General features: G+C 33.1%; 14 protein-coding genes. 4 read left to right on the plus strand and 10 right to left on the minus strand.

Annotated elements, in window-relative coordinates:
* Positions 1 to 109 precede the first annotated feature (109 nt).
* From DFQ10_RS05755 to DFQ10_RS05785, 7 genes are all read right to left on the minus strand, one after another.
* Positions 110 to 649 carry a hypothetical protein gene (locus DFQ10_RS05755; protein ID WP_147299182.1) on the minus strand — a complete coding sequence of 180 codons (540 nt, stop codon included), beginning with the start codon at positions 647 to 649 and terminating at the stop codon, positions 110 to 112.
* Positions 650 to 741: 92 nt separating this feature from the next.
* Positions 742 to 1,947 carry a tyrosine-type recombinase/integrase gene (locus DFQ10_RS05760; protein ID WP_115816457.1) on the minus strand — a complete coding sequence of 402 codons (1,206 nt, stop codon included), beginning with the start codon at positions 1,945 to 1,947 and terminating at the stop codon, positions 742 to 744.
* Between the two features lie 152 nt (positions 1,948 to 2,099).
* Entirely contained in the window at positions 2,100 to 2,846 is a 747-nt protein-coding gene (locus DFQ10_RS05765; RefSeq protein ID WP_115816458.1) for a YebC/PmpR family DNA-binding transcriptional regulator, read from the minus strand.
* Positions 2,847 to 2,973: 127 nt separating this feature from the next.
* Positions 2,974 to 3,261, minus strand: a complete 288-nt coding sequence (locus DFQ10_RS05770) for a 4a-hydroxytetrahydrobiopterin dehydratase (protein ID WP_394347241.1) — start codon at positions 3,259 to 3,261, stop codon at positions 2,974 to 2,976.
* A 74-nt stretch (positions 3,262 to 3,335) separates the two neighbouring features.
* Positions 3,336 to 4,175, minus strand: a complete 840-nt coding sequence (locus tag DFQ10_RS05775) for a sugar nucleotide-binding protein (protein WP_115816460.1) — start codon at positions 4,173 to 4,175, stop codon at positions 3,336 to 3,338.
* A 24-nt stretch (positions 4,176 to 4,199) separates the two neighbouring features.
* Positions 4,200 to 5,282, minus strand: a complete 1,083-nt coding sequence (gcvT, locus tag DFQ10_RS05780; RefSeq protein ID WP_115816461.1) for a glycine cleavage system aminomethyltransferase GcvT — start codon at positions 5,280 to 5,282, stop codon at positions 4,200 to 4,202.
* A 135-nt stretch (positions 5,283 to 5,417) separates the two neighbouring features.
* Positions 5,418 to 5,927, minus strand: coding sequence for a DUF421 domain-containing protein (locus DFQ10_RS05785; protein ID WP_115816462.1), 510 nt, complete (start codon positions 5,925 to 5,927; stop codon positions 5,418 to 5,420).
* Between the two features lie 187 nt (positions 5,928 to 6,114).
* Between DFQ10_RS05785 and DFQ10_RS05790 the strand changes: the two genes are divergently transcribed.
* Complete coding sequence (locus DFQ10_RS05790) at positions 6,115 to 6,432, plus strand: four-helix bundle copper-binding protein (protein WP_115816463.1); 318 nt, start codon at positions 6,115 to 6,117, stop codon at positions 6,430 to 6,432.
* 28 nt (positions 6,433 to 6,460) lie between these two features.
* A complete protein-coding gene (locus tag DFQ10_RS05795; protein ID WP_115816464.1) occupies positions 6,461 to 7,987 on the plus strand; it encodes a GH3 family domain-containing protein in 1,527 nt (508 codons plus the stop codon).
* A gap of 90 nt (positions 7,988 to 8,077) precedes the next feature.
* Here DFQ10_RS05795 and DFQ10_RS05800 read toward each other — a convergent pair whose 3' ends face one another.
* Positions 8,078 to 8,686 (minus strand): hypothetical protein, encoded by a 609-nt coding sequence (locus DFQ10_RS05800; protein ID WP_245940627.1) that lies wholly within the window; start codon positions 8,684 to 8,686, stop codon positions 8,078 to 8,080.
* 196 nt (positions 8,687 to 8,882) lie between these two features.
* Between DFQ10_RS05800 and DFQ10_RS05805 the strand changes: the two genes are divergently transcribed.
* Both DFQ10_RS05805 and DFQ10_RS05810 read left to right on the plus strand, forming a co-directional pair.
* Positions 8,883 to 10,145: a putative DNA modification/repair radical SAM protein gene (locus DFQ10_RS05805; RefSeq protein WP_092467936.1), complete on the plus strand. Its 1,263-nt coding sequence runs from the start codon at positions 8,883 to 8,885 to the stop codon at positions 10,143 to 10,145.
* Positions 10,146 to 10,919 (plus strand): TIGR03915 family putative DNA repair protein, encoded by a 774-nt coding sequence (locus DFQ10_RS05810; RefSeq protein ID WP_115816466.1) that lies wholly within the window; start codon positions 10,146 to 10,148, stop codon positions 10,917 to 10,919.
* Here the strand turns inward: DFQ10_RS05810 and DFQ10_RS05815 are convergent.
* Together DFQ10_RS05815 and DFQ10_RS05820 are read right to left on the minus strand one after the other, a co-directional pair.
* Positions 10,912 to 12,633, minus strand: coding sequence for an FAD/NAD(P)-binding protein (locus DFQ10_RS05815; RefSeq protein WP_115816467.1), 1,722 nt, complete (start codon positions 12,631 to 12,633; stop codon positions 10,912 to 10,914). The two genes, DFQ10_RS05810 and DFQ10_RS05815, sit on opposite strands and share 8 nt — an antisense overlap.
* A gap of 66 nt (positions 12,634 to 12,699) precedes the next feature.
* Positions 12,700 to 13,197 (minus strand): hypothetical protein, encoded by a 498-nt coding sequence (locus DFQ10_RS05820; RefSeq protein WP_115816468.1) that lies wholly within the window; start codon positions 13,195 to 13,197, stop codon positions 12,700 to 12,702.
* Positions 13,198 to 13,300: the final 103 nt, after the last annotated feature.

Raw genomic sequence — 13,300 nt, forward strand, 5'->3', positions numbered from 1 at the left:
TAGCTAAATCAGGATTAATATATGATGGAAATTATAAAAGTACTTTAGTGAAAAATTAATACATTTTTACTTGTTTTTTACCACAGTACTTTGTTGGCAAATCGTTTTTTTAATATTTCATATCAAATTCTCCATCTCTTATTTCTACAATTACACCGTTTTCATCAATTGCGTCATATTCAAAAGTTCCGCCTAATATTCTGTTTTCTAAATCGTGAAAAACAATTTCCAATTCTCCAATGTTTTGGTCGTTCGTAGAGTAATTGAAGTCTATTCCTCCATAACTATATTTTCCATAGTTTGAATTTTGTTCGTTATCAAGTATGTAAATATCTCCTACTTGAACAGACTCAGGAACTACATCAATAATTTTCATTCTAACTGATTGAGAAATAAAATCAGGTGATTCACCACCATTCAAAAAATCCACACTTAAATATTCTTCGTTGTTCCAAGAAATAAATTCAACATCTGCTGCTAGTCCAGTTCCACTAAAACTTACTTTTGGCTTGATTAATTTTCCGTCAACTTTACATTTTATTCCGCCTCTTCCATCAAATACATAGTTTTCGTCAGATACGTCCACAGACGATACTTCACAACTTATCATGGCAAATACAGAAAGTAGTAATATCAGTTTCTTTTTCATTATAATTCAATTTATAATTAATAGATGCAGTTTCTCTCGAAAGGTTGCGTCAAATGTTTGCCAACTGGTTATATAAAAACAAATATAACCGTTTATATATTATAATTACGGGATAACAAAACTTCTGTATTGTTTTTATGAGATTTTGTTATTGACTGAATTATAGTATCTAAAGGACTACTAATTTGCATTAAATCTCTATGAGCAACATGTGTGTAAATCATAGTCGTCTCTGGCTTAGCATGACCTAATAACAATTGTATATGACGTAAATCCACTCCGTTTTCCATTAAATGTGTAGCATAACTATGGCGTAATACATGAGGTGTCACTTGCTTTTTTATACCAGCATACCCGCAACTTTTCTTTAAAAACTGACGTACGCTAGTTGCAGAATATGGCACTCCGTCACGCCCTTCAATGATAAAAATGTTTGGCTTGTAGGTGTTTAAATAATTAAATATTAAAGGTTTTAAAACTTCGCTCATTACAACACTGCGGTCTTTTCTTCCTTTACCTTCATTTACTCGCAATAAATTCCTGTCAAAGTCTAAAGCACTGATTTTTAAATCTAATAATTCTCCAATCCTTAAGCCACAAGAATATAAAAGTCCAATAATAGCTCTATGCTTTAGATTTTTAGTCACCTGTATAAGATCAATAATTTCCTCCTTTGATAACACTATTGGCAGTTTTTTACTTTTTTTTGGACGCTTTAAGTCATCGGGTTCCAATGAAGGTAAATCACAATATTCAATAAAATATTTTAAAGCACTAACACATTGCCTATGACTACTAATATTAAAATTCTCACCTGCAAATACAATTTCAAAAAAGTAATCGATATCTTTCTTCTTAATGGCTTTTATGGCTTTTGGTTTATAGAAATTCATAAACCGCAATACAAAATAACCATAGGAACGAACCGTACTTTCACTTAAACGCTTGCCTCTAAGAAATCCGGCATAATCCTTTAATAACTCCTTATATGTTATGGGAAGAACCTTAAACATCTCTGCCATGTTAAGACTCGGTTTAATTTTTTTTACAGGTTGATATGTGTTTCGAATAGGTTTTTTAAACTGACTATAATCGACAAAATAGCTTTTGCTTCTAAAATAATTGAATAACGTATGTATAGTATTTTTTGAATATAGAACGTAATACGTCTCGTGGGTCTGTGACCACTTAATTCCTTCAATTGCCTTAACAATTGCTTTTGTTATTTCTTTATCATCAAAACCAATTGCAATTTGATTATCATTATTATGATGCAATTTAGATAATATAACTCTCATGATATTAATCGTTTACATTGTTGTTCCTTACATGTAAATTACATTAAAATCATGACTTATTTGGGGTATAAATAAAGAAGCTACAAATTGTAGCTATATATGAAACAAAAAAGAGGGCAGAAGCCCTCTCGTAATTGTAAAGATTTAAATTGTTATTCAGCACTTTCTTCCATAGTGTGATATACGTTCTGTACATCATCATCTTCTTCTAACTTTTCTAAAAGCTTTTCAACATCCTCAGCTTGTTCTGCGGTAATTTTTTTTGTCACTTGCGGAATACGTTCAAAACCAGAAGAAATAATTTCAATATCATTGGCTTCTAAATAAGATTGAATGCTACCAAAACTTTCGAAAGGCGCATAAATCATAATGCTCTTTTTCTCATTACCTTCTTCATCCTCATCAATATCTTCAAAAATTTCATCTACACCGAAATCAATCAGTTCTAACTCTAATTCTTCCAAATCAAAATCTTTATCTTCAATTTTAAAGTTACACGTATGGTCAAACATAAAAACTACAGAGCCAGAAGTGCCTAAACTACCGTCTGTTTTATTAAAATAAGATCTTACATTAGCTACCGTACGCGTATTATTATCCGTTGCTGTTTCAATAAGTACTGCAATACCGTGTTGCGCATAACCTTCAAAAAGCACTTCTTTATAATCACCTTGATCTTTTTCGCTCGCTTTTTTAATGGCGCGTTCCACGTTATCCTTAGGCATATTTACAGCTTTTGCATTCTGTATAACAGCTCTAAGACGTGAGTTACTATCAGGATCAGGACCACCTTCTTTTACAGCCATTACAATGTCTTTACCAATACGCGTAAAGGCTTTGCTCATGGCAGACCAACGTTTCATTTTTCTTGCTTTTCTAAATTCGAAAGCTCTTCCCATAGTAAAAAAAGTTATAAATTGTTAAGTATTTTACATGCCTAAAGTTAGGTACAAGCAAATTTAAGAAAATATTAAAAATGCCGAAAAAAGATTAAACTTAATTATCAATATAATATTGGTAAAAAAACTAATCTTCCTCTTCCACAATAGTCTCTATTGCTTGTGCTAGCTGAAAATCTTTATCAGTAACTCCATCAGCATCATGCGTAGAAAGTGATATTTTAAGAACATTATAAATATTACTCCAATTAGGATGGTGATTTAAAGCTTCACACTCAAAAGCAATTCGGCTCATAGCACTAAAGCAATCTTTAAAATTCTCAAATTCATATTCAGTATGAATGGCATTATCGTAATACTCCCATTCCGGAAGCTGAGATAATTTTTTTTCTATGGTGTTATCGTCTAATTTCATAATATATTTTTGATAGCTTAAAATTAATAAAATTTGAAGTATTATTGTTTTAAAATGACTAATGTTTTTAGCACTTACTTAGAGAGTTCTTCTAAGACTTCCTCACTAGTAATATGAAGATGTTTAGGTAATTTACTATACTTACCAAGCACAGCTAAATACCTATCGTCATTTGTTGTAAATACATTTTTTAAAACCACTTTTTTTTCTGTAATAATGGCTAAAACATTGGATATAAATTCATCATGATGTACTAAATCTGAACTGCCTAAATGAAAAATCCCTTGTTTATTGCGGTTAATGATATAATGAATTTGTTGCGTGAGTTTTTTATCGAGCATCACATTCATGATTAAATTTGGGAAAACTTCAACCGATTCATTTTCCGATATAAATGTTTTCATTTCTTGTATTCTAGGTGAATTTGCACCAAATACCATAGGTAATCTAATAATAACAACTTGCTTTTTAGGCAAGCGTAACAACATGTTTTCGATTTTTATTTTGAAGTGACCATAAACACTATGACTTAAGGTTTTGTCTAATTCGTAACTCGGAAATTTACTATAAGCATCAAAAACATTAGCCGAAGACAAAAAGATAAATTTACAGCCTGTAGCCACTACATATTCAGCAATGTGTTGATGCGAAATTACTTGAGCGTTAAAATCACCACGAAGTGCAGAAATAATTATTGTAGGTTTAGTGACTTCTAAAATCTCATAGACATCATCTTCCTCTAAATTATAATGAAAGAATTGTTGATTAGCATCGTGCACTTTTTTGGGAGTACGATACGTTCCATAAGTTTTAAAATAGGGTCCTAATTCCTTATAAATGGCATTGCCAATATAACCGCTTGCTCCAAGTATTAATATACGGTGTTTTTGAGGATCTAAATGTTTCTTCGTCATTAATCAAACTACACACTTAAAAATTTAGCCCTTGTAAAAAGGAGCCTTTACAACCGTTGCAGGAATGGCTTTTTTACGCACTTGAATAAATATTTTACTATCCACTTTAGAAAATACAGTCGGTACATAACCCATACCAATACCAATGCCTAAACTAGGACTCATAGTACCAGAAGTAACAACACCAATCGTTTTTCCGCTGCTATCTACAATATCGTAACCATGACGCGGAATACCACGTTCATCTAATTTAAAGGCCACTAATTTACGTTCTGGAGTGTGTTCTTTTTCAGCCTTTAAAGCGTCGCTATTGGTAAAGTCTTTGTTAAATTTACAAACCCAACCTAAACCAGCTTCAATTGGCGATGTGGTATCGTCAATATCATTACCATATAAGCAGTAACCCATTTCCAAACGCAACGTATCTCTTGCTGCTAAACCTATTGGTTTAATGCCAAAATCAGCTCCAGCTTCAAAAACTTTGTCCCAAACTTGTTTCACTTCTGAATTTTTACAGTAAATCTCAAAGCCACCACTTCCAGTATAACCTGTAGCAGAAATGATCACATTTTCAACACCTGCAAAATCACCAACTACAAAATTGTAGAATTTTATGGCAGATAAATCATGACTCGTTAAAGATTGCATCGCTTCAACAGCCTTTGGACCTTGAATCGCTAATAACGAATAATCTTCGCTTAAATCGCGCATCTCAGCACCTACATCATTTTTAGACGATATCCAGTTCCAATCTTTTTCAATATTACTAGCATTAACGACTAATAAATACGTTTCTTCTTTTAATTTGTATATGATTAAATCATCTACAACACCACCATCATCATTTGGTAAACAGCTGTATTGTGCTTTTCCAACTTCTAATTTAGACGCATCATTACTCGATACTTTTTGAATCAATTCTAAAGCATGTGGACCTTCAATTAAAAATTCACCCATATGAGAGACATCAAACACACCAACAGCTTTTCTTACTGTTTCATGTTCTATATTTACACCTTCATATTGTACAGGCATATTATAGCCAGCAAAAGGAACCATTTTAGCACCAAGTGCTTCGTGAGTAGAGGATAAAGCAGTATCTTTCATTGTGAATTGTTTTAATTTTAGATGTGCAAAACTACATAAATTTTACGAAGAATTTCATAATTTAATGCTAAGGAAATTGAGGATTTTTCAAATAAATCAGTCTCAAGTTTTAAGGTCGAAATTATATCGTAAATTTTAAAAATCCATAATCCAATCGTCAATAGCTTTATCATCAGCTCCGTGTAATACGGAAATATCACCAGTTGATTCAAATACAACCGCTTTAACTTCCGATAGTTGAATCACATTCGCTTCACGCAATTTGGCCTTTACATCAGATTCGGTCACTTTACATTTCTTTAAATTGTCTTTAATAAGTTTGCCGTTTTGCATTAATAAGGTGGGTTTATTATCGACTAAATTTCTAATAGGTTTATAATGTCTTGCAGCAGCAACGACCATTTGTAAACTATAAATAAGCACTAAACCAATAATACCATATTGAAGCGAAACAGATTTCGAAACAATAACTGTTGCTAATATGGAACCAATAGAAACCGTCATGGCAAAATCGAAACTAGACATTTTCGAAAAACTGCGTTTGCCACTAATGCGTGTTAAAATGACTAAGGCCATATAAATACCAATAGCAGTAAGTATTATCGCCAAAAGTCCGTCTGTAGAAAATTTAAACCAATCATTCATATCCTTAATATTTTAGAATTTTATTAGCCTCAATATGTCACTAATTATAATGATGTTTTAACTCATTTCAAGTTTAAATTACTCTGAAAGCATTTTTACTAAATGGGTTAATTCTTTTCCGAATCGCAGTAATCGTTTTGGAAGCAATATTGGATATTAGTAGAAATTAATTCTAAATACAATTAATATGAAAGCGACTTATAGAAATGCGATTGAAGCCTGTCAGAAATGTATAGTGGATTGTAGAATATGCCTAACCGAAATGGCAGGAAAAGAAAGCAGGAACGATTGCCCAAAATGTTGTATACAATGTATTGATGCCTGTGATGCTTTACTTAAAATGATGACTTCAGATAGTGCATACGTTAAGCAATATGCCTTATTATGTGCCGAAATTTGTGAGTATTGTGCAGATCATTGTGAAGAACACAAACACGAACATTGTAAAGAATGTGCTAAATCGTGTAGAGCATGTGCTGAAGCTTGTAGAAAAATTGCAGCATAATTATAGAATCAATAATTGAAATTAAAAAATGGCCATACTAGGAAACATTATAAAAGGAGTGATTGAACTGAAGGATACGTTTACGTCTGAAGTTATTCATGAAGAAGCTCAAGAACAAGTGCTCAAAGAATTACTTGAAACAGCTAAGAGTACCCAATTCGGAAAGTTTTATGATTTTGAAAGCATTCTTGAAACTTCTAATTTACAGCAAAGCTTTGCGAAGCATGTGCCGTATTTTGATTACAATAAAATAAACAAAAAATGGTGGCACAAGTATCACGAAGGCGAAAGTAACATCACATGGCCAGGAAAGCCATCTTATTTTGCATTGAGTTCTGGTACCACAGGAAAAACAAGTAAACGCATTCCGGTAACAGATGCCATGATTGATGCCATAAGAAATGCAGGAATTAAACAGGTGTTTGCCTTAAAGAATTTTGATTTACCTGCAGATTTTTTCGAAAAGGAAATTATGATGCTCGGTAGTTCTACTGATTTGGAGGAAAACAACGATCACCTCGAAGGTGAAATTAGTGGCATTAGTGCGAGTAATATTCCGTCTTGGTTTAGAGGTTATTACAAACCTGGTGAAGAAATATCGCAAATTGAAGATTGGGACGAACGTGTGCAGCGTATTGCAGAACGTGCTAAAGATTGGGATATTGGTGCGTTAAGTGGAATTCCATCGTGGATAGAGTTGATGCTTCAAAAAGTGATAAACTACCATAACTTGAATAATATTCATGAAATTTGGCCCAACCTACAAGTCTATACCTCTGGAGGAGTTGCTTTTGGTCCATATGAGAAAAGTTTTAATGCCTTATTAGGAAAACCAATCACAGTTATCGATACCTATTTAGCGTCCGAAGGGTACATAGCAACCCAAGTGCGTCCAGAAACGGATGCCATGCAACTGAACACTGATAATGGCATTTATTTTGAATTTGTGCCTTTTAAACCCGAATATATCAACGAAGATGGTTCGTTAACAGATGAAGCACCAGCTTTAACTTTAGATCAAGTTGAATTGAATCAAGATTACGTTTTAATCATTAGTACCGTTAGCGGAGCGTGGAGATATCTTATTGGTGATACCATTGAATTCACGAACATTGAACGTGCCGAAATTAAAATTACAGGACGTACAAAATTCTTTTTAAATACAGTAGGTTCGCAATTATCAGTGAACAAAATGGATGCAGCCATGCGCGAATTAGAGGAGCAATTCGATACTACAATTCCTGAATACACCATCTGTGCCAAACGTGGCGACGATGATGAATTTTATCACTATTGGTATTTAGGTTCGGACGTAAAAGGAGTTGATAATTCGACTATTGCAGAGGCCTTAGACGAAAGTTTAAAATCCGCCAATAAGAATTACAAAGTGGCTAGAAGTAAAGCGCTAAAAGGTGTGAAGGTAAAAGTGATTGCTCCAGAACGTTTTCATGATTGGAGTGAATGGAATAAGAAAAAAGGAGGTCAAGTAAAAATGGAACGCGTTATGGGAGAAGAAAAGTTTGCGGACTGGGAAGCGTTTATTAAAGAGTCTTAGAAGATTTCAACTGAATTAAACATAAAAAAAAGCTATTATTTTTATAATAGCTTTTTTGTTTTTACCATTTTAAATTGCTGTGATTAATTATTAATCAATGTCTTTTTCTGCATCACGATGTTCTACCAATTCTATAATCTCTTCAGGCGATAAATAATACTTTTGAATCCGATCTTTATACGATTGGGTGATATCTGCATTATTCAATATAAAATCTTTGGTTTTTAAAATGTAATCTTCCATACCATGTGCAACAGCAAATGAATCTGCGGCACGTTCGGCTTCAACAATATGATTCTGCGAAAACAAATACTTTAGTCCAAACCAAATGAGGTTGAGCTTGCTTCGATTTTGATAATCCATAATATGACCTAATTCATGACCAATCCACCCAATAAAAATAGCATCTGGAATATGTCGTGTTAAAAATTCCTTATCTGCAATCTTGAATTTTTCACTAATAAGAATCACATAATGTCGATTTTTTCTACTCTTAAGGAAACTGCCAAATGTTGGTCTGGCTTGCATAGTCGATTTCTTAATGTTTTTCTTAAACCGAAATTCTATTTTGGTGTCCTTCAACTGCGGATAATATGCTAAAGCTTTATTAACAGTTGTCTTTATATCTTCTGGTATCTTGTGCTGTGCACTCATAGTGTGGTTTAGGCTTAGAATAATGATGATTATGAAATGTTTCATATGTTAGAAAATTAAGGCTTAAATCTGTTGTTGTTTACATGATATCATCAAAATATTAACCCATTTGAATTCCTAATAATTAACATTTTGAAATAAGCATTAATTTTTAGATTACTACAAATGGAAGCAATCATAAGCTACTATATGTAGTATTTTTGTGGTTAAGATTTTAACTTAAGATTTAGGAGGAAAATATTTGTCTTTTCAACGTACCCAAGAAAAATTAAAAATACTAGCAGATGCTGCAAAGTATGACGTATCGTGTTCGTCTAGCGGAAGTAAACGCGCTAACACCAATAAAGGATTAGGAGATGCTACAGGCATGGGAATTTGTCATTCCTATACGGAAGATGGTCGCTGTGTATCTTTATTAAAAATTCTATTAACTAACCATTGCATTTTTGATTGTGCTTATTGCGTTACCCGAAAAAGTAATGATGTAAAACGTGCCGCTTTTAAAGTGCAAGAAGTGGTGGATTTAACCATTAATTTTTACCGCAGAAATTATATTGAAGGGCTTTTTCTCAGTTCAGGTATTTTTAAAAGTGCGGATTATACCATGGAACGTTTGGTGGCTGTTGCAAAGAAATTAAGACTTGAAGAAAATTTTAACGGCTATATTCATCTAAAATCTATTCCTGGAGCGTCGGATGAATTGATGCGTGAAGCCGGACTCTACGCAGATCGGTTAAGTGTGAATATTGAAATTCCGACCGAAGCCGGACTCAAAAAATTAGCGCCAGACAAAAAGCGTGAAGATTTTATAAAACCGATGGTGAAGGTGAAAAATGAAATCATTCAATATAATGCCGAAAAGAAAATCATTAAAAGCACACCAAAATTTGCGCCTGCTGGTCAGAGCACACAAATGATTATTGGAGCTAGTGGTGAGAATGATTTTCAGATTATGCAAACCTCAAATCACTTTTACAAAAGCTATAATTTAAAACGTGTGTATTATTCAGGTTATGTACCTATTAGTTATGATGATCGTTTACCACAAATTGGCAGTGCTGTACCAATGCTTCGTGAAAATAGATTGTATCAAACCGATTGGCTCATGCGTTTTTATGGTTTTGATGTCAGTGAAATTTTAAACGAACAACATCAAAATTTAGATTTAGATGTAGATCCTAAATTGAGTTGGGCATTACGGAATCTTCATGAATTTCCTGTTGATGTGAATACAGCGGACCAGCGTATGTTAGCCAGAATTCCTGGTTTAGGAATGAAATCGGTGTTTAAAATTATAAATGCCAGACGCTTTAGAAAATTGAATTGGGAACATCTTAAAAAAATAGGAGTGGCGTTAAATAGAGCACAATACTTTATGGTCTGTGATAGCAATCAGTTTGAAAAACGGGATTTAACTTCAGAAAAGATCAAAGGCTTAATCCTTCAAAATTCAACGAGTAAGTATCAGAAAATGTTGAGTAATCAATTAAGCTTATTCGGATAGATGCAAGCTAAAAACCTCATATACGACGGCACTTTTGATGGTTTTCTATCCACTATTTTTTATGTATTTGAACATAAATTAAAAACGGTAACCATTCAAAATGAATTTACGGTGCAGCAAGGTTTGTTTTCGGAAAATGAATCAATTCATACTGATGAAGTTAAGGCGAATCGTGTGTGGAAAGGTATCAAATCGAAGTTGTCATCTAACGGAAGTTACCAACTCTATTATGCTTTTTTAAGTGAAGAGGTAGGAGTAGAGGACTTACTTTTAGATTATATACAGTATGCGCTTTCGCAACAAAAGAAAGTAGATAAAGATTATTCACATCCTTCCATTTTAAAAATTGCACAAATAGCAAAATCTGTAGGACGAGAAAAGCATCGTATGGAAGCTTTTGTACGTTTTCGGTTAACTAAAGATGACATCTATTTCGCAAGTATAGAACCCGATTTTAATGTGTTGCCTTTAATTGAAAAGCATTTTAAGAGACGTTATGCCGATCAAAAATGGGTGATTTATGATATAAAACGTGGTTATGGATTATTCTATGATTTGAAAACAGTTGAACTTATAAATATGGATTTTCCTGAGAATTTCAACTTTACTAAAACCGACAATGCATTTTTTGCCACTCAAGAATTTGAATTTCAAAAGCTATGGCAAGATTATTTTAAAGCCACCAATATTGCCTCTCGAAAAAACATGAAACTTCATATTAGACACGTGCCAAAACGGTATTGGAAGTATTTAAGTGAAAAGCAACCTAATTAGCGTTTAGACGCTTCACGTAAGCTTTTGCCCAATCTTCAATACGTGGTCCAAAACATTCTAAAATAGCATCCACACCAATCACGCTACCTTTGGCCAAACGACCTAAAACAGCAATAGGCGCATCGTCTTTAGCTTCTGGTGTAATGACATAACTATCAGCAGTTGTTTCGATGCCTAATTTTGAATGGATAGGTTGTATTAAATCATTTTGAAGTAAATCTTTAATTAAAGGAGTGTTGACTTCAAGTAATTTTGGGGAATCTAAAACACTATTAATCATTACAGAACAGGTGATGGTTTTATTATTAGAGTTTTTTAAAGTCCAGCCTTCCGCTGTCAACTCTATATCAGGATCAGTGATAAAGTCCAATATCAATATATCTGCATCAACCAAAGCTAAAACTTGCTGCATACTTTCAATCGGTGGTCCGTAAGAATAACGTTTACTGCGTTCGTCTAAGGCAATCACTTTTTCTATAATGTCATTATTCACATTAGAATGCGAAAAAGCTTTGTATAAGGTCGGCTGACAATGACGCCAAACTTGTCCGATGCAATAATCGAGAGAAACAGGAATGGTGCCTAAAGCCATTTCAATATAATTCTGAATCAGTTGATACGTTGAATTATTAGAATCTTGAATTAATGGATGGTTATAATGGTCATCATTTAACCAATTTAAGATTATGGCCTCTAATTCAGAAGAACTTAAATCATGCAAAATACCGTTCGATTTTAAGTCTAAATAGACACGCGATATAATTTTAGCAATAGGATGCGTTAAAAAATCAATGGTATCTGTTTCAGTGGTTTGGTGTGAAACGGCTTCGATTTCAGATTTAAAACTATCTAATTCTTCTTTCGTAGGTTGGTACCACGAATCAGTACTTTCGTTTAGAGGCTTCGGAACTAATGGTAAGCCGTCTAATGAAAACGGAATTAGTTTTAAATCTTGAGACTTGCTCTTATAATAAATGGTTTCAAAAGTGTCATTATTTATCACTTTAAAATTTCCAAAATCATTAATGGTAAGATAACGCATTACATCAATCATAGCTAGGCCAAAACCTCTAATGCCAATATTGATATTCGTATTATTTCTAATAGACTTAAGTTGCGTAATTGGGTAAGCATTTTCAAAAAGCGTTAAAGAATTATGCGATGCTACATGCCATTGCCATTTTTGTAATTGGTCAGAAAGTGTTGTGGATTGGTGCCCAATAGTTAAAAGTATATCATCACATTGCAAAGAACCTTTATTGGTTATGATCTCTAGTTTTTCGTTTTTTAGATTAATGTTTTTTACTTCCGCTTTCTTAAACTTATAAGTTTCTAATTCCTTTAAAGCAATCTCTATTGATTTGTATCGTGCATTAAGATAATTTCCGAGTTTGTTTCGTGCCGGAAAAGTATCAGGTTCATCACTGTTTTGAGAAAATTGACACCAATCATGATAGGACGGAAAAGATTCAATTGTCTGATTACTATATTTAATTTTAGGTCGTCTTTCAATACCAACTAAAGCACGTTCCGTAATATTAATCCAATTGGAATCGGGTTGCGATTTATCCCAAACATTTCCGGTGCCTGGACTCCTAGTTGCATCAAAAACATATATACCAATGATTTTATTGGCGTTGCTAAGCGCATTGAGAAGCTGCTCTAAAGCGTATAGACCTCGTGGTCCCATGCCTATAATTGCAAGTTGTTTCATGTGAATTAAAAATAATAAAAAAACCACCTCATTAAAGGTGGTTTTGATATATAATTTATAAAAATTTTAAAATTGATATCTTACACCTAATGCAATATCGAGATCAAGATTGTTGTTGTCATAATCCTTATCTCCAAATCCAAGCTCTGGCCTAAAATCTAAGGATAGCAATAAAGGGAAATCAAAACTGTATTCTATACCAATATCTCCTGCAATAAAAGCAAAGGTTTCATTATAATCTTTATTGTTGTTATTGTAATTGTCAAAACTGTAAGAGCCAAATCCACCTCCAGCACCTGCATACCAATTAAATCCACCTTCAATGTTCCAAACCCATTGGTAAAGCCCAGCTAATTTAAAGCCGCTGTATTTATCTCGACTTCTCCATCCCAAATCTACTTCTAATCTATTGTTGTCACCTAAAGCACGTTGGTAAGAAACTTCTGTGCCAAAGCCGTCACTATCTCCAAGTCTTAAACCGATGGCATTTTTTGAAATGTCTTGAGCCATAGTGACAGTTGTAAATGCAAAAAGTGATATCCCTAATAAAAATAATTTCTTCATATTAATTTTAAGTTTAAATTCTTAGTTTTAGCAATCTTAAAATTGCTTTTCGTTATAACGTCAAAATTATGAGTAAATTGAGTGATTAGCTTTAATTTTAAGA

It is taken from the genome of Winogradskyella eximia (genome assembly GCF_003386165.1).
Classification (GTDB): Bacteria; Bacteroidota; Bacteroidia; order Flavobacteriales; family Flavobacteriaceae; genus Winogradskyella; species Winogradskyella eximia.

Bases quoted from the DNA above. Each gene is read 5' to 3' on its own strand.
- DFQ10_RS05800 (WP_245940627.1), bottom strand. From the start codon at position 8,686: ATGAAACATTTCATAATCATCATTATTCTAAGCCTAAACCACACTATG.
- DFQ10_RS05790 (WP_115816463.1), top strand. From the start codon at position 6,115: ATGAAAGCGACTTATAGAAATGCGATTGAAGCCTGTCAGAAATGTATA.
- DFQ10_RS05775 (WP_115816460.1), bottom strand. From the start codon at position 4,175: ATGACGAAGAAACATTTAGATCCTCAAAAACACCGTATATTAATACTT.
- DFQ10_RS05810 (WP_115816466.1), top strand. From the start codon at position 10,146: ATGCAAGCTAAAAACCTCATATACGACGGCACTTTTGATGGTTTTCTA.
- DFQ10_RS05770 (WP_394347241.1), bottom strand. From the start codon at position 3,261: ATGAAATTAGACGATAACACCATAGAAAAAAAATTATCTCAGCTTCCG.
- DFQ10_RS05785 (WP_115816462.1), bottom strand. From the start codon at position 5,927: ATGAATGATTGGTTTAAATTTTCTACAGACGGACTTTTGGCGATAATA.
- DFQ10_RS05815 (WP_115816467.1), bottom strand. From the start codon at position 12,633: ATGAAACAACTTGCAATTATAGGCATGGGACCACGAGGTCTATACGCT.
- DFQ10_RS05760 (WP_115816457.1), bottom strand. From the start codon at position 1,947: ATGAGAGTTATATTATCTAAATTGCATCATAATAATGATAATCAAATT.
- DFQ10_RS05820 (WP_115816468.1), bottom strand. From the start codon at position 13,197: ATGAAGAAATTATTTTTATTAGGGATATCACTTTTTGCATTTACAACT.
- DFQ10_RS05755 (WP_147299182.1), bottom strand. From the start codon at position 649: ATGAAAAAGAAACTGATATTACTACTTTCTGTATTTGCCATGATAAGT.
- DFQ10_RS05795 (WP_115816464.1), top strand. From the start codon at position 6,461: ATGGCCATACTAGGAAACATTATAAAAGGAGTGATTGAACTGAAGGAT.
- gcvT (WP_115816461.1), bottom strand. From the start codon at position 5,282: ATGAAAGATACTGCTTTATCCTCTACTCACGAAGCACTTGGTGCTAAA.
- DFQ10_RS05765 (WP_115816458.1), bottom strand. From the start codon at position 2,846: ATGGGAAGAGCTTTCGAATTTAGAAAAGCAAGAAAAATGAAACGTTGG.